The organism is Psychrobacter sp. CMS30 (genome assembly GCF_904846565.1).
GTDB classification, from domain to species: domain Bacteria; phylum Pseudomonadota; class Gammaproteobacteria; order Pseudomonadales; family Moraxellaceae; genus Psychrobacter; species Psychrobacter maritimus.
The window spans coordinates 1-21,544 of the sequence record NZ_CAJHBF010000029.1; the positions used below are offsets into that span (position 1 = coordinate 1).

Genomic DNA, 21,544 nt, shown 5'->3' on the forward strand with positions numbered 1-21,544 from the left:
TGATTATTTACCTGCCTTGCATCGTAATACCCATGCGCCGTTTGCAGGGTATTTAGCGGTTAATGATTTTACTATTGAAATAAGCGTTAATACGCCAGACCATCAATTTGAATTATTAAGCTGCTCGCCTGAGTTATTTTTTACCTTTATTAAAGACGATGACACTGGCAAGCACCATATACGCACCAAACCTATTAAAGGTACGATGCCGCGTGGGTTAAATACTGAACAAGATAATGCTTATAAACAGCAGCTTATTGATAGCGAAAAAGACCGTGCCGAAAACGTCATGATTGTCGATTTGCTACGTAATGATTTGGGCAAATATGCCAAGATTGGCAGCGTCAAAGTGCCGCAATTATTTGCGATTGAGAGCTTTAGCAATGTGCATCATATGGTCAGCACCATCACCGCTGAGCTAAAGACAGATACCCACCCGCTTGCCGTATTGTTTGGCAGTTTGCCCGCTGGTTCCATTACAGGTACACCAAAAAAACGCGCTGTTGAAATTATCTCGGAGTTAGAAGGTGCAGCGCGCGGTGCTTATTGTGGCACATTAGGTTATATGAACTTCGATGGTAGCGGGCAATGGAATGTATTGATACGTACTTTGCAAGCAAATACCTTATCGAATGATGAGTTAGAACAAGAAAGACATGTTAGCTTATGGGCAGGCGGTGGCATTACCGTTGCTTCTAACTGTGATGCTGAATATCAAGAATGCCTTGATAAAGTCGGTAACCTTTTAGGCGTTTTGACTCAAGACAATAGCGATAAATACACTTAAGCATTGTTTAAGAGATTAATAAAAAACCAATAAAAAAGCCTGCTAACGTCATGTTGAGCAGGCTTTTTTATTTATATATAGTAGACGCACTTTAAAACAGACACAGTGCGACTGTGATGAATTTTTCGTAGCCTCTGTGATAGCAGCAAGCAAGGAAAATTTATACCAGTCGCACCTAACTATTAACGTATCGATTTTATTTTGAACTGACTATAACTTGGTGTTTTTGCTTTAGACCATTAAAGTATAAATCTTAAACAAGGTTTTACTCAGCAACGCTTTCAGCTTCTACTTGCAACACTTTTAGGGCATCAATTAAACGCTGGTTCTGCGCTGCTGTACCAACGGTAATACGTAGATACTCATTGATACGCGGTTTATCAAAGTGACGCACGATGATACCTTGCTCGCGTAACGTACCGGCTACCGCACTTGCCTCACCATCTTTTGGACGAGCAAATACAAAGTTGGCGTGCGATGGCAGCACTTCATAATCGAGCGTCGTCAGATCAGCGGTGAGCGCTTGGCGTAAGTCGATGACTTGCTGGCAGGTCTGGGTAAAATATTCCACATCTAACACACTGGCAGTCGCTCCCGCTTGCGCCAACTTATCGAGTGGATAGCTATTAAAGCTATTTTTCATACGTGTCAATGCTTCGATTAATGACGCATTACCAAACGCCATACCGACACGTAAACCGGCAAGCGAGCGTGATTTTGAAAAGGTTTGGGTCACGAGCAAGTTATCAAACTCATTAATCAGGCTAACCGCTGACACTTCTGTATCCAAGCTACCCTCTTCTTTTTGCGCAAAATCGATATAAGCTTCGTCAATCACAATCACTGAATTTGAGTGCTCACCAGCAAGCTTACGAATATCAGCAAGCGATAATAATAAACCGGTTGGGGCATTAGGATTGGCGATGATGATACCGCTACAAGGCTGACGATAGGCATCGGGGTCGATACTAAAGTCTTCTTCTAGGGCAATTTGTACCAGCTCAATACCAAAAGTATTGGCATAAACAGGGTAGAAACTATAGCTAATATCAGGCGCTAAAACAGGGCGCTCTTTGAGGAAAAAGCTGGCAAATACCAACGCCAATACTTCATCAGAGCCATTACCGACAAACACTTGATTGATATCAAGGTTATATAACTCGGCCAAGGCAGCACGCAACTCATCAGACTCAGGTGCAGGATATAAACGCAGGTCATCCGCTTGCTGCAGTAAAACCTTTGCGATTGCCTCGCCGACTTTTGGTGAGGGCGGAAACGGATTTTCATTGGTATTCAATTTGCACAAATTTTCATGTTGAGGCTGCTCACCAGGAACGTAAGGTGACAAGTTACGCGCTTTAGAAGACCAAAGTCTGGTGTCTATCTTTAACTCACTCATAAATTATCCTACTATTAGCCATATCATTATTAGACATCTTTATTAAATATAATTTGTAAATATAGTTCTTAAAAATCAGTTGTTAAATCTATCTCGTAAATACAGTCATTAAATATACATGCTTAAAAAAGCTTCTCAAAATAAAACTCAAAAGCAAATCCTACATCGACCTATAGCTGTTATTGATAACGATAACGGGCTGAGCGCGCATGGGCTTCTAAATCCTCACGCTGCGCTAAAATATCGGCTGTCTTAGCCAGGGGCTTACTACCCGCCTCACTGCAATAAATAATCGATGATTTCTTTTGGAAGTCATAAACACCGAGCGGCGAAGAAAAACGCGCCGTCCCAGAGGTTGGCAACACGTGATTGGGTCCTGCACAATAGTCACCAATCGCTTCAGGCGTATGACGACCCATGAAAATAGCACCAGCATGACGAATATCATCAAGTAACGCATCAGGCTCATCGACGGACAACTCTAAATGCTCAGGGGCAACGCGATTAATCACCGCCATACCTTCTGCACGGTCTTTAACCAAAATCAGCGCGCCACGATTTTTTAGCGAGTCACGGGCGATATCGGCTTTTGGCAACTCTGCCAAGGCTTTTTCAATCTCAGCAGCGACTTCTTTAAGCTGCTTATTACATGTAGTAACGAAGATAGCTTGGGCGATACGGTCATGCTCCGCTTGCGACAATAAATCCATCGCCAACCAATCCGCGCGATCTTGCGCCTCGCCTTCTGCATAGACCAATACTTCAGAGGGGCCGGCAATCATATCGATACCGACTTGACCAAATACCGCCCGCTTCGCCGCTGCGACGTATTTGTTACCAGGGCCAGTGATTTTGTCTACAGCTGGTATCGTTTCGGTGCCGTATGCCAAGGCAGCAACGGCTTGCGCACCGCCAATGGTAAAGACACGGTCAACTTGTGCCAAATGCGCTGCTGCTAAGACCAATGGATTGAGAACGCCTTTTGGCGCTGGGACCACCATGATTACCTCGGCAACGCCAGCTACTTTGGCAGGAATCGCATTCATCAATACAGAAGACGGATAAGATGCCAAACCGCCGGGCACATAAATACCAACGCGATCAAGCGGCGTTACTTTTTGACCTAAGCGATTGCCAAGCTCGTCTTCATATTGCCAAGTTTCTTGCACTTGGCGCTCATGGAATGTTTGTACGCGTGTTGCTGCGGTCATCAAAGCCGTTTTGACGGTATCGTCAAGATTGGCAAACGCTGCAGCAAGTGCCTCTTTAGTCAGCTCTAGCTCTTGTATCGTCGTCGCTGGATGCTGATCAAACTGTTGGGTCAAGGCCAGTACCACGCTATCGCCACCATGACGTACTTTTGCAATGATATCGTCAACGGTCTTTAGCAATTCAACATCGTTCACGGTTTCAAAAGCAAGCAGTTGGGTCAGTTGACTGTCAAAATCAGCATCTTGAGTACTTAGTTGGCGCATGACTTAATCCTATAGTTGAGCATGAAATACGGCTATAAAGAATAGATGGGATAAAAGAGCAATTGGGAAAATAAAAAAGGCTGGTATCCCAGCGTATTTATGGATGGCTGACTCAGATTATACTGAGCTTTTATTTTCTGGCAAGCAAATACAACAAAACCAGTTTAGCACGCTATATCTATCCTAGAGCGCCAAACTGGTTTAAAATTTTGTATAACCGTGCTTGATATTATCAATGATTGCTAGCGTGTGATAAGCGCGTTGCATCAGTACCAAACAAGTATTGGTTTAAGAAGCGCTGGCAATACTATTTTTAAAGCTATCTAAAATCGGCTCAAGCAGGGCAAATTTACGCTTATAGCTGACTTGATTGACAATCAGGCGTGACGACACATCGCAAATATGGTCGCGCGCTTCCAGTCCATTGGCGCGTAGCGTATTACCAGTATCGACGACGTCAACAATCAAGTCACCCAAACCAACTAATGGTGCAAGCTCCATCGAACCATACAGCTTAATCACATCGACTTGCTGACCTTGGCTAGCAAAGTAAGCACGGGCAACATTGACGTATTTAGTCGCAATACGCAGACGACGATTTGGCAGCGGCGCACCTTTAACACCAGCGGTCATCAGCTTACACTGAGCAATCTGCAAATCTAGCAATTCATAAACGTGATTGGCACCATGCTCAAGCAACACATCTTTACCCGCCACGCCAAAATCAGCAGCACCGTGTTCAACATAGGTTGGCACGTCACTGGCACGCAAAATTAAGACACGTACATTTGGGTTTGAGGTTGGAAAAATAAGTTTGCGCGACGCTTCAGGGTCTTCTAATAATTCGACACCAGCAGCGCGTAACAAAGGCATCGTCTCTTCTAAGATGCGACCCTTTGATAGCGCAAGTGTCAAACCTGAAAACTCATCATTTACTTCGTTTAATAAGCCGTCAGTTGAAAGGCTATTGCTTGCTTCAGTCATAATGACTCGTGTCCGTGTACAGTTAGTTGCCTTACTTAAAAGGCATTATTAAGTTTAATAAATAGACGTGAATACCAATAACAGCGGCTAATTAACCATTCTAGTCGTTGGTATTAATGCGTTCGATATTGACCCCAAGGGCGCGTAGTTTTTCTTCGACATGCTCATAACCACGATCAATATGGTAAATGCGGTCAATCAAGCTCTCGCCTTCAGCAGCAGCAGCAGCCATCACCAATGACATCGACGCCCGTAAATCCGTTGCCATGACAGGAGCAGCAGTGAAGCATTCAACCCCTGTGACGACAGCCGCATGACCGTCTACTTGGATAGACGCGCCCAATCGGTTAAGCTCAGGCACGTGCATATAGCGATTTTCAAAGATGTTTTCGATAAAAGTACTGGTGCCATCGGCAAGACAAGCAATCGCCATTACTTGCGCTTGCATATCGGTTGGGAAACCTGGATGCGGCTGGGTACGGATATTAACCGGTAATGGGCGACCTTTCATTTGTGCACGAATCCAATCATCACCGGTGGTAATAATCGCCCCCATGTCTTCAAATTTTTCTAACACTGGCGTTAATAAAAGTGCGGAGGTGTTTTTGGCCAATACATCACCGCGTGTCATCAAAGCGCCAGCAAGGTAAGAACCTGTTTCGATGCGGTCTGCTACCACCGAATACTCACAACCATGCAAGCGCTCAACGCCTTCGATGGTCATGGTTGCAGTACCAATACCGCTAATTTTAGCACCCATCGCTACCAGCATATTGGCCAAATCGACCACTTCTGGCTCAAGCGCGCAGTTACCAAGCACTGTCGTCCCTTTGGCCAATGCGGCTGCCATAATAACGTTTTCAGTACCGCCAACCGTTATCATATCAAAAGAGAAGTTACAGCCGATAAGCTTGCCGCCTTTTGGCGCTTGCGCTTTGACATAACCATTCTCAACGCTAATCTCAGCACCCATGGCTTCAAAGGCCTTTAGATGCTGGTCAACAGGGCGTGAGCCGATAGCGCAGCCGCCCGGCAATGACACTTCGGCTTCACCGAAACGTGCCAGTAAAGGGCCTAAGACTAAAATCGAGGCACGCATGGTTTTTACCAAATCATACGGCGCATAAAAATTATCGATATTTTTGGTATCGCAGGTGACAGTATCGCCCTGCTTTTGAATATCAATGCCCATGCCACCGATCAATTCAATCAAGGTGCGCACATCTTGTAGCGATGGCACGTTATGCAATGTCGTTGGGGTCTCGGCCAAAATCATAGCGGCAAGTAAAGGCAAAGCGGCATTTTTGGCGCCTGAGATCGTGACTTCCCCTGCGATACGACTGCTACCGGTGATTAAAAATTGATCCATAAGGTGACAACCTAGCGATAAGTATAAAAATGATGAGAAACCGGAAATGATAAAACCCGCAATATAAAGTGCCGGTGCGACAAATTCAGGTCATAGATAAAAGTCATAGGTAAAAAGAGTTAGCCTTGAGATTGAACGTCCCATTCGGCTGGCGTTAAGGCTTGAATATTGAGCGCATGAATATCGCCGCTCGCAATCTTGTCGTTTACCAAGGCGTAAACAGCCTGCTGGCGTTGTACGGCGCGCTTGCCTTCAAAACTGGCATCAACCACCCGTACATCAAACTTGGTACCTTGATTGGCAGCTTGAATAAAAGCATCTGGGAAGTGAGTTTGTAAAAATGCAATCAAATCGTCAGCGTTCATGCTCATAGAATATTCTGCCTTAAAGTTTAAATAGGGTATAGGATTAAAGTAACGTCATTATAACAAGAGTTTGACCATCTTACAGTACTGTCTTACGCAACTGCGTTTAACTATTTATCATAGCGGCAAACGTACTGTAATCAATGAGCGCTAACCATATTGTGACATTAACTACTTAAGGGTTTTATCAAGATAGCTGAGTACTTGTGCACGCACATCATTGACCCAGCGTAATGGCGGTGCCATCGCACCGATACTGGTCGCATGACTGGCGCCTGCGATTTCGCCTGTTTCCACTTTAACGCCCGCCGCTTTTAATGCCTGTGTCATTTTAGTGGTATTGGTCACATGGACGATTTTGTCTTTTTCGGCAGTCAATAATAAATACGGTGGCTGCGCACCTTTAATTTGGCGGTCTGGCATCACTGTCTCTGGCGTCGCATCTGACCCAAAGGCAGTTCTACTACTGAATTTACGAAAGTCATAGCTATAAGGGCCCGCAATGCCAACCACGGCGGCAATATCTTTTGGCTTTATCCCATAAGGTGCTAAAAAATCTTCATTGGCGACGGCAGCAACCGCGTTAAATGCACCCGCAGAGTGCCCTATCACCGCCAAACGCTTGGGGTCAGCGTGGAGGCTCTTGGCATTGTTATAACTCCAAGCGATGGCCTGCGCGGCATCTTGCACATAATCAGGATACACATGCTCAGGGGCTTTACGATAATTAATCACTGCGGTGACATAGCCCGCTTGCGCCAAGCTTTGACCAACAAAGGTGTATTCATCTTTACTACCACTTTCCCACGAACCGCCATGGACAAAAACCACCATCGGATAGCTGTCATTAATAGCGTTATCATCAGTCACGTTTTTTGACTTCATGGCTTTTGTTAAAGGTTTAGGATAATAGATATCTAAATCTTGATTGGGCTCATCGCCATACAAAATATTTTTACTGACACCAACACCGCCATTTGAAGTAATACCATTGACGATAGCCAGCGCCGATAATGCCTGTACTTGCTGAGTTGCAAGCGCAATGCCGCCAACGGCCAATGCCGCCGTAACGCCCACGCTGATACGTTTAGGCTTGCGACTCTTTATTTTCCCAGTTCGCACAGTTTGCACAGTTTGCACAGTTTCTAAAGTCTCTTTATTTAAATCCGTCATCGCCAGCAGTCCTATTATCGGTCAATCATTAATACATCAGTCGTCGGTTTATATTTGATAATAAAACGACTGTCTTATTCAAGCTATCGTTTCTATTTTTACGGTCTATATCTTACTGGCTGGCTAGGGATTTATCGTGCTGTTCCTGTTATGACTGTTTAGCATTCTTGTGCTTGTAATCAAAATAGCTAGTTAGGGATTTTGATAAAGGTCAATATAAGGACTCGATGACGGCTGATTGATAGGCGTACCATCTTCGTTGACGATAATCGGCGTGGCATTAATCGTTGGATCTACCGCTACTGAGCTTGCTAGTGCTGGCGCAGCACCACTTTCAACGACTGGTATGGCCGCAGGATTGGCCAAATTATTTTCATACATGATGTCATCATCGCCTATCTTTACCCCTCTATCATCAACAACGGTGGTCAGTAGCACCAACTCTGTGATGCCGACGGTATTATTGGCAATATCAATCAAGTGGCTTTGCTGCGTTGGTGTCATACGCCCCATAATATAAACCACGCCATCATTGGTCACCGCCTTAATCTGCGAGGCTTTCACACCATTACTAGAGGCTACTTTTGCCAGTAGTTTAGAGGTGATATAACCATCGTGGACGGTTGAGCTATAGCCCCTTGAGGCACTGACGTTAAGCTCATTATAGACATGACGCACGTCTGGCATAGAGCTGACGACTTTTTCAATTTCTGCTTTGATAGCTTGCGTTGGCACTTCACCGGTGAGCAATACTTCACTATTAAAGCTATCAATACTCATACGGCTGGTTTGCTGTAAATTTTCTTGCAGACCATAGACGTTAATCTTGACGGTATGCTCAATACTGCGATCGAGCAGACGCTGCGGAATGGTGCGCTCTGTCATCGGTACGCCATACGTACCTTCTGTACTATTGGTTAAATAGTTGGTGGTACAGCCAGTCGCGGCGATGCTGGTCAGTAGCATAACGCTAATCGTCTTGCGGCGTGATGAGCCAAAAATAGCAGTGCGCAAATGCATCCGTGTCATGGTTTACCTCTTAGAACATGATGTAATAATTAAATGATGAATAGTGCTAATAAGTCATAGTGAGAATAATACGACTTCGCTTCAATTAATAATTTTTAGTTCAGCTACTTTACTGAATTTTTACGCTAGGCGGTTAGGCTTTTGGTAACGACGGCTTGATGCTGGCATTTATTTTACCGTTTAATTTAACCTTTAAATCCACTTAACTTTAAATCCACTTAAGCTTTCAAACTACTTAAGTCCTCAAAAATCTTATTACTATGACTACCAAGCTGAGGCGATAAAAGCGCCTTGTAACCATTCTGCTTGCGTATTTATTAACGGTGCTTGATTGGTATCATTCCTCTTATTTTTATTATTGGCATTAGTATTAGCATGGGTATCATAGGCAATCACATCAAACCGACAGTCATACTCACTATATTCAGGATGCTGCTGCAAAAAATAACGCGCCGCTTTAATAACCTTATTTTGCTTATTTTTTGTCACGCTAAGGGCGGCATCACCAAATCCTGAACGCTGCCGTTGCCGCACTTCAATAAAGACAAGCGTCGACCATGCCTGCCCTTTTTCTAGCATAATTAAGTCAAGCTCACCCACTTTTGGTTGCTGCCAATTTTGCGCCACCAATATCAAGCCTTGCGCTTGTAAAAACTCACACGCCTGCTGCTCAAAACGGCTGCCTTGACGCTGTGTCGGTGAAGTAAGAGTTAACGGTTTGTCATTTGCCATCACGTCTATGGGCCAGCTGAACATTTCAGAATTATCATAGCACATCATGCTAAACTAACCACTTTCGCGTTCTTATGCTGACTGACTTTTTATTTAAATCAGCCTTTATAGCGCCACACATTTTTACTATTCGTTTTTAATATCCTTTTTTAATACTTTAATAGTCTTTCTTAATACTCAGAGGTTTTCATGTCTAGCCCTACCGCGATGCCAGCTTGTCTTTATATCGTTGCCACGCCGATTGGTAATTTGAGCGACATGACACCGCACGCAATCGATACCCTAAAGCAGGTTGCTATCATCGCCTGTGAAGACACCCGCACTTCAGGCAAGCTGTTATCACATTTTGGTATCCATACCAAAGATACGAAAGAAACTATTGCTAACGATAGCGATAGCAATACCAGCACAACTGACGCTGTAAAAGATGCTGATAGCGCTACCAAGCAAAAAGGTCATAATAAGCTTTGGGCCTATCATGAACATAATAGCGCCATTCAAACACCCAAAATTATTGAGATGATTCAGCAAGGTCATTCGGTTGCGCTGATTAGTGATGCTGGCACGCCGCTGATTAGTGACCCCGGTTATCAATTGGTACAAGCCGCCCATGCTGCTGGCGTTCGCGTCTCCCCTATTATTGGTGCCTCTGCTGCTATTGCCGCGCTATCCGTTGCAGGGTTGCCATCAGACCGCTTTAGCTTTATTGGCTTTTTACCAGCCAAAACCCACGGTCGCCAAAAACAATTAACGGCTCTGAATGCACGTACCGAAACCTTGATATTTTATGAAGCGCCGCATCGTATTATTGCCAGTTTAGAAGATATGGCTGCTATTTTTGGCGCGGAGCGCGAAGTGACGTTTTGTCGTGAATTGACCAAAACCTTTGAGACCGTGCATAAAAGCACGCTTGGCGAATTGGTTGAATTTGTTAAAGCCGATGACAATCAGCAACGCGGTGAAATTGTCGTCGTCGTTGCTGGGGTAAATGTGGCGCAAGACGATGACGATATCAGTATTCATGATAAATTATTACAGCGCTTACTAGAGGATTTATCGGTTAAAAAAGCTGCTGCCCTAGCTGCCGATATCACAGGCGTCAAAAAAAACGCGCTCTATCAGCGCCTACTTGAGCTACAAGCAGAATAATTTTTACTATAAAAAAATAAGCGAAGCATTGATAAATTAAGCATTGATAAATTCATTGAGGAGAGAGACATAATGTACGATGTGATGGCGATAGGTAATGCCTTGGTTGACCACGAATATCTGCTGTCGGATGCAGCGCTAGAAGAGACTGACCTGACCAAAGGCAATATGACGCTGGCAGGACTTGAAGAACAGCAGCAACTATTGGCTTATTTTAAGCTGGCAGAGATTGCACCATCAAAACAAGCGGGCGGCGGCTCAGCGGCCAATGCGATGTATACCTTTGCAAGTTTGGGCGGTAAACCTTTTTATGCCTGCCGCGTCGGCGATGATAAACAAGGCAAATTTTATCTAAAAGACTTACATGAAGCAGGCGTTGCTACCTCCCCTCAGTCAATTCATGCAGGCGGTGTGACCGGTTCGTGCGTGGTGGCAGTGACCGAAGATGGCGAGCGTACAATGCAAACCTTCCTTGGGACTTCAAGCGATATTACCGCTGATAACGTCGACTTTGAGGCACTAACCCAAGCTGGCTGGTTATATTTAGAAGGCTATCTGGCGATGTCTGAAGGTATTCAGCCAGCGATGACCCAACTGCGCCAACAAGCCGGTATTCATGGTGCCAAAATCGCCGTCAGCTTTGCTGATCCTGCGGTGGTAAAGTTTGCCAAAGAAGGCCTGCTTAATATGCTTGGCAATAAAGTCGCGGTGATATTCTGAATAGTGAAGAAGCCAAATTATTCACCGATAAAAAACAGCATAAATCGGCAGCGCGAGCTTTACTGGAGCATTGCCAAACGGCGGTTGTTACCGATGGTCCAAATGGCGCCATCATCGCGCATAAGCCAAATGATGAGTCTGAGATTGAGATTTATGAGATTCCGACACCAGCTGTTGCCAATGTTATCGATACCAATGGCGCCGGTGATAACTATTCTGGGGCGTTTTTATATGCTTTATCGCAGCACTATAGCTTGCCAGAATGCGGACGACTTGCCAGCGAAGTAGCCGCACAAGTGATTCAGCAGTTTGGTCCACGCCTATCATCGCAAGAGTATCAAGATATCTCACGCCGTGTTTTAACTGTTTAATCATCTAACTGTCTTAGACCAATCTTTCATAATAAGTCGCTTATAAAAAAGCCCATATCATCGGATATGGGCTTTTTAGTATTCATTTACAAAGCAGAAGAAAGCTATTGCTTAATTAAGCAGCGGCAAGTGCTTGCTCTAAATCAGCTTTAATATCTTCAATGTGCTCAATACCAATCGATAGACGGACCATATCCGTACTTACTCCAGCATTCTCTAGCTCTTGCTCGTTGAGCTGACGATGGGTAGTGGTGGCTGGGTGACAAGCGAGTGATTTAGCATCACCGATATTAACCAAGCGCGTAATCAGTTGCAGCGCATCGATAAAGCGCGCGCCTGCTTCCAAGCCACCTTTTACCCCAAAGGTTAAAATAGCGGATGGCGTGCCTTTCATATATTTCTTAGCAAGCTCATGCTCAGGATGGTCTGGCAAACCGGCATATTTCACCCAAGCAACTTTATCATGGTCACGTAGATATTCGGCAACCGCTTGGGCGTTTTGAACATGACGCTCCATACGTAAACCCAGTGTCTGCAAGCCCTGTAAAATACTAAAAGCATTAAGCGGACTAAGTGCCGCGCCAGTATTACGCAGTGGTGCCACGCGAGCACGAGCGATAAAGGCCGCTGCGCCAACGTCCTTGACGAAATTTACGCCATGATAGCTTTCATCTGGGGTGTTTAATAGTGGGAAGCGCTCAGGGTAATCGCCCCAAGGGAAAGTACCGCTATCAACAATCGCCCCGCCAATCGAAGTACCGGTACCGCTCATATATTTGGTCAATGAATGAATGACGATATCAGCGCCAAACTCAAATGGACGGCATAACGCCGGAGTCGCAACCGTGCTATCAATCACCACTGGTACGCCGTATTCATGCGCGATATCACTTAGTGCTTGGATATCAACGATGTTACCTAATGGGTTACCGATACTTTCCGCAAAGACCATCTTAGTTTTATCATCGATTAAGTCGCGAATCGCTTCCGGGTTTTTATGGTCAAAAAAGCGGACTTCGATACCTTGGCGCGGCAAAGCATGCGCAAATAGATTATAAGTGCCGCCATATAGCGTCGATACTGCGACGATATTATCGCCCGCTTCACAAATGGTTTGAATGGCATAAGTGATGGCCGCCATACCAGACGCTACCGCAAGTGCACCAATACCGCCTTCAAGTGCCGCCACACGCTCTTCTAATACGGCGTTGGTCGGGTTCATGATACGGGTATAAATGTTACCAGCGACTTTTAGATCGAACAAATCCGCGCCATGTTGGGTATTATCAAACGCATACGAGCTGGTATGATAAATAGGCACGGCAACTGCTTTGGTGGTTGGCTCTACAGTATAGCCGGCGTGAATTGCCAAGGTCTCAAGACGCTGGGTATTTTGCTTAGCTGGTTGTCCATCACTCATAATGTGCTCCTATATATTCGTTAATTATTAAATCAAGATTTTATGATTAAAAAAATTTTAAAAAAATTCATACTAAGATATCTATCGCTAAACGACAGTCATAATAAAAAAGCAACAATCATAAAAAAAGCTGAGTTAATCATAACCCAGCTTCTTTATTAAAAGAATAGCAAATTTCTCATCTCTTAATGACAAATATTCATAAGCAATATTTATAAGCAATGAAACTAATAAGCATATTCCTAGGTGATATCGGCGCTATTTTTATAACGATTCATCATTTTTTATTTATAGTAAGCGTTTTCCGTACGGGTATGATCGGTCTCATCAATCACTTGCGTCAGCTCTGGAATCTGCTGTTTTAACTGTACTTCAACGCCTTGACGTAACGTCATATCAACCGCTGAACAGCCTTGGCAACCGCCACCGAACTTTAATACGGCGGTCAGACCAACGCCTTCTTCATCAATCAATTCAAGCAGCTGTACATCACCGCCATGAGCGGCCAAGCTTGGGTTAATCTCAGACTGCAAGACATAGTTGATACGCTCTTCGACACTGGCATCGGCACCGACTTTTGGCACTTTTGAGTTTGGCGCACGGAATGTCAGCTGGCCACCAAAACGGTCTTTATTATAATCAATCACCGCATCTTCTAAATAAGGAACCGATGCCGCTTCAATAAATGCCGAAAAATTGTCATAAGTAAATTTCAAATCAGCGCTGTCTTCTTCGCCCGGCTGATTATAAGCCATGCAGCACTCGGCACGCGGCGTACCTGGATGCTCAACGAAGATACGCACGCCGATACCATCAGTATCTTGTTTCGCCAGTAAATCTGCCAAATAACCTTGCGCGGCTTCAGTGATGGTGATGTTACTTTTGGCTTCCGTTTGCTCAGTATCTAACGCTGACTCGTAATCGGCAGCAGGTTCTACTTGAGTATCAGTTGGATTGTGTTCACTCATAATGCTTCCTATGTGTTATGACACAAGCGTTATATTGGTCACGTCTACTGTGTCGTCAATGTCATGTGAGGGTGGGATAAATGAAATTATCCATCATCTTGGTATATGGTTTTATTGCTTTAACCGTCATGACGGTTCGTATTTATTAACAGTTATTAGCAGTTATTGGCTCTATTATAGCGCACTTAACGCATAATTCCGACCGTGCTACTGCGATTTAGCAGTGGCCTGACTGCTACCTTAATAATCCATTTATCGTAATTGTCCATTCTATATTAAGACCGCAAGCCAACTTATCAAGTTTAAAGCGCTTATTTAATGATAATCAGCATTTTAAACTTTATTAGCCCTATCCATGTGCTTGGTAAGCAAAAAACCATTTAAAGTTTTTCAAAAGCCATAGCCTCATGTACGCATCCGTTCAATTTTGACGCAAGCAAATCAAATAAGCCTCTTGATTTAATATATAATTTTATATATTATAATTAAATATAACAAAAACTTTCGAATTCAATACCTAGCCTATTCCATAATTGAAATAACCGTTCAAGAAAACGTAGCAGTTTTTACCTAAAAGTACGTTTGCATTGAACTCACATTCAATAAACCACGCTTGCACTTTATAAGCGTTTTAATCTGGCGTAACGAGGAGCATCCATCCCATGACTAAATCATTTAAAGACATCACTAAACACGTTTCAACCAATATGGCAAAATTACACAAACATATCCCTGAAACCAGCAGAGCCTTTTCGCAGCTCGGTGCAGCGGCAACCGCAGATGGCGTATTGGACAAAAAAACCAAAGAGCTGATTGCCCTCGCCTTAGCGGTTGGCGCGCGCTGTGATGCTTGTATCGGTTTTCATACCAAAGCATTGGTACAACTTGGCGCCACCGAGCAAGAAGTCGCTGAAACCTTGGGCATGTGTGTTTATATGGGCGGCGGTCCGTCAATGATGTACGCTGCCGAAGCCGTTGCTTCATTTAATGAGTTTAGTAAAGACGCTTAAACCTTATTCTTAATCAGCTTCATTGTTAAAAAACTGCCAGTGATTAAATCCATCACTGGCAGTTTTTTTGTCTATACGATGCTGATAGCTCTCATATCCTAGATTCATACCTGTAGATTCATTCATGTCTGTAGACTCACAGTTATGGAAGCATAACTATAAATGGCTAAGTTGTGCTATAACTTACTCCTTACTGCATTTATATACTAATAAGCATGGTATGAGTTTAAGAGAAAATCTTTATGATGACTGAGAATCTAACGTTAGTGACGACCAAAGATAAGGTGCAAATCGCTATTTGGGAGATATTCGATAGTCAAAAAACCCATCAATGTTGTAATGTTGATACTAACAATGGCTCTGCTAAAAATGACACTGTTAAAAATGACACTGCTAATCAGGGGCAAAACATTTTCTTAACGCATGGTACTTTTTCAGATAAAAACACCTGCTTAAGAATCGCTGAATACCTAGCTGAGCTTGGCCATCATTGTTATATCATGGAGTGGCGCGGTCATGGCGCAAGCTCGTTATCAAAGGACAAATTCAACTTTGAAACCGTCGCAACCTACGATTTTGCTGCCACTTTTGATTATTTATTTAATGAATTAAAGCTTAGCAATTTACACTGCGTCACTCATAGCGGCGGCGGTGCTTGCTTAACGATGTTTTTAATCCAAAATCCGCATTACATCGCTAAAATCAATAGTATCAGTATGTTTGCTTGCCAAGTTTATGGTGCAATAGTCAATCCCAAGAACTATTTTAAAATAGTCGCCGCTAAACTATTTACGCGTATAGTCGGCTATATACCTGCCAGAAAACTCAACATGGGACCCATTAACGAAAGCCATCACACCATGAATCAATGGTACGAATGGAATTTGCGTAAAAACTTTCATAGCAGTTTTATTGAGCAAAAAGATATAGACGCTGCTGGTGTCAAAGACAGCGCTTTTGATAATCATAACCGTCAAAAAAATGCTACTCAGTTAACGGATGATGACTGCTTTGATTATCGACAATATATGGCAAAGATTACCACGCCGATTTATGCCATCAGCGCCAAGGGTGATACATTCATCTCGCCAACTCAAGGCTGCCAGTCACTTTTTAACGATTTTAACAATCCTGATAACGTTTTTCGCGAATACTCAATTAATAATGGCAACTTAGACGATTACACCCATAGCCGTATCTTAAACAGTCGTCCTGCCGCCAAAGAGATTTGGCCAACGGTTACTGCGTGGATTGATAAGCATGCCAATTAAAAGAGTCTTATATTTATTTGTCTGAACAAATTTGAATACAGGTAATAGCCAATGGTGATACCCCTCTAAACATCTTTGCACTTGTCAGCAACTCCTCTGCTGTGTCAGTATTGGCGGCATTACTTTTTTTAATCAATGAAATATCAGTAGTAGGAAAGTGGCGTATATGAGCGATTCAGCAGAGCAGCATGCAGATAAAAACAAACACTATCGTTATTTGGTATTTATTGGGCGCTTTCAGCCGTTTCATTGCGGTCACAAAGCGGTGGTCGATGAAGCCTTAAAACGTGCCGATAACGTCATTATGCTGATCGGTTCTGCCAACCTACCACGTAGTCTGCGTAATCCATTTAGCGTCGATGAGCGCGCGACGATGATAAAAAACGCCTACTCGCCAGCAGAAGCAGCACGTATCCACTGCGTTGCACTCGACGATGCACTCTACAACGACACGCGCTGGCTGCAATATGTGCAAGCGGGCGTCAAATCCGTCACTAGCGACTTGCAGACGGATATTGGGCTGATTGGCCATTCAAAAGACAGCTCATCGTATTATTTGTCATTATTCCCAAGTTGGGCGTCGGTTTCTGTGCCCAATTATCACAATTTATCCGCCACCCCTATTCGTGACAGCTACCTGATGGGTGCCACGCCAACGCCTGAGCGCACCCCTGAGTCGACCCGCAACGTCCTCAACGACTTTAAAAAGACTGATATTTATCAAAACCTGCATGAAGAAGCGGATTTTGTCGATAAATATAAAAGACAATGGGAATCTGCGCCCTACCCACCAACCTTTATGACTGCTGATGCCTTGGTCGTACAATCAGGGCATATTTTATTGGTTGAGCGCCGTAGTATGCCTGGGCGCGGGCTGTGGGCATTACCGGGTGGCTTTTTGAATCCAAAAGAAACTTTATTTGATGCCTGTATCCGCGAGCTACGCGAAGAAACCCGTCTAAAAGTCCCTGAACCGGTGCTACGCGGCTCTTGTCATAGTCAGCATACCTTTGATGATCCTTACCGCTCGGCACGTGGGCGCACGATTACTCAAGCATTTTACTTTCAGCTTAAAAACGACCCAAAAGGCTTACCAAAAGTAAAAGGCGGCGACGATGCTGCCAAGGCTTTTTGGCTACCGCTTGCTGAGCTTGATGCCACCATGATGTTTGAAGACCATTATGCAATTATTACTAAAATGGTTGGTTTATAGAATTTTATCAGACGGCCATTCAATCTTTTATTGACAAATTTTCACGCCAGCGCCGATAGACGGCAATGGTTTAGCGCCGCAACTGTTATTTAAAAAACTGCTACGGCATCTCAAAGCAGAGGAGTTCTGTGATGTATACCAGCAATCTAAACAATTTAATCTTAAATAGCGACAGCTATAAAACCTCACATTGGGTGCAATATCCAAGCGGTAGTGAGTATCTGTCTAGCTACATTGAGGCGCGTAAAGGCGATTACGATGTGGTGTTTTTTGGCTTGCAAGCCTTTATTAAAGAATACCTCAGCACGCCTATTACCCATCAAGATATCGATGAAGCCGAAATGGTTATTCAGGCGCATGGCTTAACCTTTAACCGTGCTGGTTGGGAGCTGATAGTCGATAAGCATGGCGGCTATCTACCACTGCGCATCGAAGCCATTCCTGAAGGCAGCGTTGTTCCAGCATCCAATGTGGTCTGTCAAATCATCAATACTGACCCTGAGTTCTATTGGCTACCAAGCTATATCGAAACGGCGCTACTGCGTGCAATTTGGTATCCTTCAACGGTTGCGAGCGTCTCGCACTATTGCAAAAGCATCATACGTCAGGCACTAGAAAAATCTGCAGATAATAGCGAGTCTCTGATTTTCCGTTTGCATGATTTTGGTTCACGCGGTGCTTCGAGCCAAGAATCTGTGGCACTTGGCAGCCTTGCGCATTTGGTGAACTTTGCTGGTACCGATTCGATGACGGCTTTGGTTGCCGCCAGCCGCTGGTATCACATGGATAAAGAGATGCCAGCTTTCTCTATACCTGCCGCTGAGCACAGTACCATGACCGCTTGGGGCCGTGATGGAGAAACCGCCGCCTTTGCCAATATGATTGAGCAGTTTGGCGGTGCTGGTAAGAGTTTTTCCGTGGTATCTGACAGCTATGATTTATGGAATGCCATTGATAATATTTGGGGCGGCAGCCTAAAAGAAGACGTCAAAAATATGGGCGGGACTTTAGTTATTCGACCTGACAGTGGCGATCCTGCTAAAGTGGTTCGCGAAGCCTTGGAGCGCTTGGCAGTAAAATTTGGTACGACCATTAATAGTAAAGGTTATAAAGTGCTGCCTGATTATGTACGGGTCATCCAAGGTGATGGTATCAGCCCGCAAAGCTTGGGCAAAATCATCGATGTGATATTGAAGGCTGGTTTTAGCGCCGACAATATCACCTTTGGCATGGGCGGCGGGCTACTACAGCAAGTCAATCGCGATACCATGAGTTGGGCGATGAAAGCCAGTGCCATCTCTATCGATAGCGTGTGGACCGACATTTATAAAGACCCCGTCACTAGCCGCTCAAAACGCTCGAAAAAAGGCCGTTTAGCATTGATAAAGAACAGCAACGGAACGTTAGAAACTATTAAAGCTGATAATTTATCGACAGCAGAAGACAACCTATTACGCGATGTATATATCGATGGTAAATTACTTATTGAAGACAACCTCACCACTATTCGGGAGCGAGCAGGATGGTAGCCACTAAAAAAATGCAGGATAAAATAGCTTCGGTTGCAAGAGACGTGCTGTTCGCCCCTGTGTACCTGTATCAAGGGCACAAAATCAAGCGCGATACCGTGCGCTTGCCTGAACCAAATGGTGAGAGGCATGGTCAAGTTCAATTAAACAATGCAACTGACAGCGCTGCCAATACCTCAAAAGATAATACACAGCAAACGCTAAACTTGATGGTCGTTGGCGATTCGGCAGCGGCTGGCGTCGGTAGTCAGACCCAGCAAGAGGCGCTTGTCGGCAATTTGATTCCCATCTTGACCCAGCAGCCTATTATTCAGAGCGCATTTCATACATTAAACTGGTCTCTGCAAGCGACGACTGGTCATACCAGCTTTAATATCTTGCGCAGGCTTTATGTGTTGCCTGCGCCAAGCCAGCCTATCGATGTAATGGTACTAAGTGTCGGCGTTAATGACACCACCTCCAACGTCTCTGTTAATCAATGGCAACAGCAAATCGAAAATATCATTGCTATTGCCCAGCGCAAATTTGGTGTGCGAGAGCTGATTTTTTTAAGCTTACCGCCGATGGCACAGATGCCGGCGATACCTGCACCGTTGAATAACTTCGTCGGTGCCAAGGCCTCTATCCTTGATAACAACTTACAGCAAATTTGTGCCGCTCACGATAGCGTCACCTATATGGCAACGGACTTTGCCCGTATGATAGACGAGCATTCTAATGGCACCCCAATCGATATCAGAGTGATGTTTGCCAGTGATGGCTTTCATCCTAGCAGCCTTATGTACGGTTATTGGGCGCAGCAGTTGGCAGAATTGATAGTCGACTTGCTAGATTCATCAGCTGCTAAATTAAACAGCACTACCTTCTAAATAATAACAGCTAAAAAACTGACTTTCTAAACACTAACAGCTTAAAATTTAACGTTAAAATTTAAACGAAAAAAAACCGCTGAATGTTCAGCGGTTTTTTATGGCTTAGCAAAAGACTGCTTAGCGAAATGCATTTATACCATAAGTATAAATTATTCTGCAGCGTCAGTATCAGCAGCTTTCTTACGGCCACCAAACGCACCAAAGCGTTTGTTGAAGCTTGCAACACGGCCTTCAGTAGAAGTTTTACGTTGTTCGCCAGTATAGAATGGATGCGACGCACTTGAAATATCAAGTGGGTAGTATGGATATTCTGTGCCTTCGTATTCACGAGTGGCTTTGGTTTTAACGGTTGAACGAGTTAAGAAAAACACGTCAGCGTTAGTGTCATGGAACAAAACTTCTTGGTAATTTGGATGGATATCTTTACGCATAATAAACTCTCTATGTCCGATGTATGTACAGCGCTTTTGATTAACGACGTTTTTGACTATTAATCACACTAACATACGTAACTGAGGCACTAAGGACATCTTCTGGTCTGGCAACTGCGTCACTGGCTTATTCCAGCACCCAACACCACACCGCTGCTCACTTAGCCTTTCCCCAGCGGGAAAATCAAACCGCGATTTTAACGGTTTTTGCCGCTCGATGCAAGCAGCTTCTACGATAAGAGCTCGTCTTAAAGCCATCCTGCTATGTTAAAAAACCGCGTAAATAACCAAAAAAAAGCAGCCACGCTGGCTGCCTTTTTATGGAAAACTTATTTTTGGAAAGCTTATTTTTGGAAAAATGGAAAGTTATTTGGTTTTTACAATGTGCCAAACGCCAAGTTTATTATCGCCATCTTTATCGCCAACCTTTGTGTCATTGGCATAAAAGTATAAAGGTTTACCATTCATCGCCCATTGATATTTGCCATCTTCGCGTTTAAAGGCGGCAAATTGCCCTGACGCTTTGGCATTACTCGGTGCCATAAATGCAGGCCAAACGAGCAGACAGGCGCTGCCACATTCTGACTTATTCATAGAATCTTTATCAAAAGTATACAAGGTCATATGATTGCTAGCATCGACGAGCATGCCGTTTTTACTAGCGACAGGAGCCGTGTTTTTATTGGTTGCTTGCACATCATGCATCCCTGAATCGTCATTGCCGACCATATTGTTTAGGGTTGAACAACCACTGAGCGCTAGCATGCCACTAAGAGCAGATAATACCAGTATGTGTTTCATAATAACTTCCTTGTTAATAGTGAAAAATTTTTTATTGGATTTCTTCTTGTCGTCTGCTGCTTTTAATCATAATACGTACAATGATTGAAATACGTGAAATGGTTTAGCGCTGACTTCAAGTGTTTTTAATATAGCATAGGCATCAAAGCGCACGTTTCTCTCAGCATATAAATTTACAAAAGCGCCTAAAGTTTACAAATAACGCAAAATTAAATACTTAACTCTATAAATACGCTTAGCAGCGCTCAGGCTTTAACCTACCGCCCCAGTGCTATTCATTGACAAAACTGATGCACGTACTTACCTATTTATCCTTATATAAGTAGCCGTTTTTCGTAGAATAACACTATAGAAATTAGGAATGACTGCACAATGGCAAATATGACCATCGCGGCTTAAGATACGTATTGAACTTGGCTGCCCATGCACGCATATCGTCTGTATACATATCGATAGCGACACCCTATATAAAACAT

At 44.0% G+C, this 21,544-nt stretch carries 19 protein-coding genes and 1 pseudogene; 8 read left to right on the plus strand and 12 right to left on the minus strand.

The window, feature by feature from the left end:
* The coding region (locus JMX94_RS12040; RefSeq protein ID WP_201565727.1) for an anthranilate synthase component I family protein at window positions 1-787 on the plus strand (787 nt) is incomplete at its 5' end.
* Window positions 788-1,052: 265 nt separating this feature from the next.
* Here JMX94_RS12040 and hisC read toward each other — a convergent pair.
* From hisC to JMX94_RS12080, 8 genes are all read right to left on the minus strand, one after another.
* Window positions 1,053-2,186, minus strand: a complete 1,134-nt coding sequence (gene hisC / locus JMX94_RS12045; RefSeq protein WP_201565729.1) for a histidinol-phosphate transaminase — start codon at window positions 2,184-2,186, stop codon at window positions 1,053-1,055.
* A 179-nt stretch (window positions 2,187-2,365) separates the two neighbouring features.
* The gene (gene hisD / locus JMX94_RS12050) at window positions 2,366-3,661 is read right to left on the minus strand and encodes a histidinol dehydrogenase (RefSeq protein WP_201565730.1); all 1,296 of its coding nucleotides are present in this window, start codon (window positions 3,659-3,661) and stop codon (window positions 2,366-2,368) included.
* A 288-nt stretch (window positions 3,662-3,949) separates the two neighbouring features.
* On the minus strand, window positions 3,950-4,645 hold the full coding sequence (hisG, locus tag JMX94_RS12055) for an ATP phosphoribosyltransferase (RefSeq protein WP_201565731.1): 696 nt from the start codon (window positions 4,643-4,645) through the stop codon (window positions 3,950-3,952).
* A 100-nt stretch (window positions 4,646-4,745) separates the two neighbouring features.
* Window positions 4,746-6,014 carry a UDP-N-acetylglucosamine 1-carboxyvinyltransferase gene (gene murA, locus JMX94_RS12060; RefSeq protein ID WP_201565732.1) on the minus strand — a complete coding sequence of 423 codons (1,269 nt, stop codon included), beginning with the start codon at window positions 6,012-6,014 and terminating at the stop codon, window positions 4,746-4,748.
* Between the two features lie 119 nt (window positions 6,015-6,133).
* A complete protein-coding gene (locus JMX94_RS12065) occupies window positions 6,134-6,385 on the minus strand; it encodes a BolA family protein (protein WP_011514505.1) in 252 nt (83 codons plus the stop codon).
* A gap of 165 nt (window positions 6,386-6,550) precedes the next feature.
* Window positions 6,551-7,552 carry an alpha/beta hydrolase gene (locus JMX94_RS12070; RefSeq protein WP_201565733.1) on the minus strand — a complete coding sequence of 334 codons (1,002 nt, stop codon included), beginning with the start codon at window positions 7,550-7,552 and terminating at the stop codon, window positions 6,551-6,553.
* A 192-nt stretch (window positions 7,553-7,744) separates the two neighbouring features.
* Window positions 7,745-8,581: a BON domain-containing protein gene (locus JMX94_RS12075; RefSeq protein ID WP_201565734.1), complete on the minus strand. Its 837-nt coding sequence runs from the start codon at window positions 8,579-8,581 to the stop codon at window positions 7,745-7,747.
* A 264-nt stretch (window positions 8,582-8,845) separates the two neighbouring features.
* Window positions 8,846-9,361, minus strand: a complete 516-nt coding sequence (locus JMX94_RS12080) for a YraN family protein (RefSeq protein WP_201565736.1) — start codon at window positions 9,359-9,361, stop codon at window positions 8,846-8,848.
* 141 nt (window positions 9,362-9,502) lie between these two features.
* Between JMX94_RS12080 and rsmI the strand changes: the two genes are divergently transcribed.
* Together rsmI and JMX94_RS12090 are read left to right on the plus strand one after the other, a co-directional pair.
* A complete protein-coding gene (gene rsmI, locus JMX94_RS12085) occupies window positions 9,503-10,462 on the plus strand; it encodes a 16S rRNA (cytidine(1402)-2'-O)-methyltransferase (RefSeq protein WP_201565738.1) in 960 nt (319 codons plus the stop codon).
* Window positions 10,463-10,534: 72 nt separating this feature from the next.
* Window positions 10,535-11,553, plus strand: a pseudogene (locus JMX94_RS12090) (adenosine kinase).
* A 115-nt stretch (window positions 11,554-11,668) separates the two neighbouring features.
* On the opposite strand, the gene JMX94_RS12095 reads toward JMX94_RS12090, so the two are convergent.
* Complete coding sequence (locus JMX94_RS12095) at window positions 11,669-12,973, minus strand: O-acetylhomoserine aminocarboxypropyltransferase/cysteine synthase family protein (protein WP_201565740.1); 1,305 nt, start codon at window positions 12,971-12,973, stop codon at window positions 11,669-11,671.
* Between the two features lie 284 nt (window positions 12,974-13,257).
* Window positions 13,258-13,941 (minus strand): Fe-S biogenesis protein NfuA, encoded by a 684-nt coding sequence (gene nfuA, locus JMX94_RS12100; RefSeq protein WP_183621311.1) that lies wholly within the window; start codon window positions 13,939-13,941, stop codon window positions 13,258-13,260.
* Window positions 13,942-14,603: 662 nt separating this feature from the next.
* Between nfuA and JMX94_RS12105 the strand changes: the two genes are divergently transcribed.
* From JMX94_RS12105 to JMX94_RS12125, 5 genes are all read left to right on the plus strand, one after another.
* Window positions 14,604-14,951 carry a carboxymuconolactone decarboxylase family protein gene (locus JMX94_RS12105; protein ID WP_201565742.1) on the plus strand — a complete coding sequence of 116 codons (348 nt, stop codon included), beginning with the start codon at window positions 14,604-14,606 and terminating at the stop codon, window positions 14,949-14,951.
* Window positions 14,952-15,193: 242 nt separating this feature from the next.
* Window positions 15,194-16,222: an alpha/beta hydrolase gene (locus JMX94_RS12110; RefSeq protein WP_201565744.1), complete on the plus strand. Its 1,029-nt coding sequence runs from the start codon at window positions 15,194-15,196 to the stop codon at window positions 16,220-16,222.
* A 166-nt stretch (window positions 16,223-16,388) separates the two neighbouring features.
* On the plus strand, window positions 16,389-17,435 hold the full coding sequence (locus JMX94_RS12115; protein WP_201565746.1) for a bifunctional nicotinamide-nucleotide adenylyltransferase/Nudix hydroxylase: 1,047 nt from the start codon (window positions 16,389-16,391) through the stop codon (window positions 17,433-17,435).
* 131 nt (window positions 17,436-17,566) lie between these two features.
* Window positions 17,567-18,964 carry a nicotinate phosphoribosyltransferase gene (locus JMX94_RS12120; protein ID WP_201565748.1) on the plus strand — a complete coding sequence of 466 codons (1,398 nt, stop codon included), beginning with the start codon at window positions 17,567-17,569 and terminating at the stop codon, window positions 18,962-18,964.
* Window positions 18,958-19,833, plus strand: coding sequence for an SGNH/GDSL hydrolase family protein (locus JMX94_RS12125; protein ID WP_201565750.1), 876 nt, complete (start codon window positions 18,958-18,960; stop codon window positions 19,831-19,833). Before JMX94_RS12120 ends, JMX94_RS12125 begins: the two co-directional genes overlap by 7 nt.
* A 152-nt stretch (window positions 19,834-19,985) precedes the next feature.
* On the opposite strand, the gene JMX94_RS12130 is transcribed toward JMX94_RS12125, so the two are convergent.
* Window positions 19,986-20,267: a type B 50S ribosomal protein L31 gene (locus JMX94_RS12130; protein WP_149491046.1), complete on the minus strand. Its 282-nt coding sequence runs from the start codon at window positions 20,265-20,267 to the stop codon at window positions 19,986-19,988.
* A gap of 366 nt (window positions 20,268-20,633) precedes the next feature.
* Entirely contained in the window at window positions 20,634-21,068 is a 435-nt protein-coding gene (locus tag JMX94_RS12135) for a hypothetical protein (RefSeq protein ID WP_201565752.1), read from the minus strand.
* Window positions 21,069-21,544 lie beyond the last annotated feature (476 nt).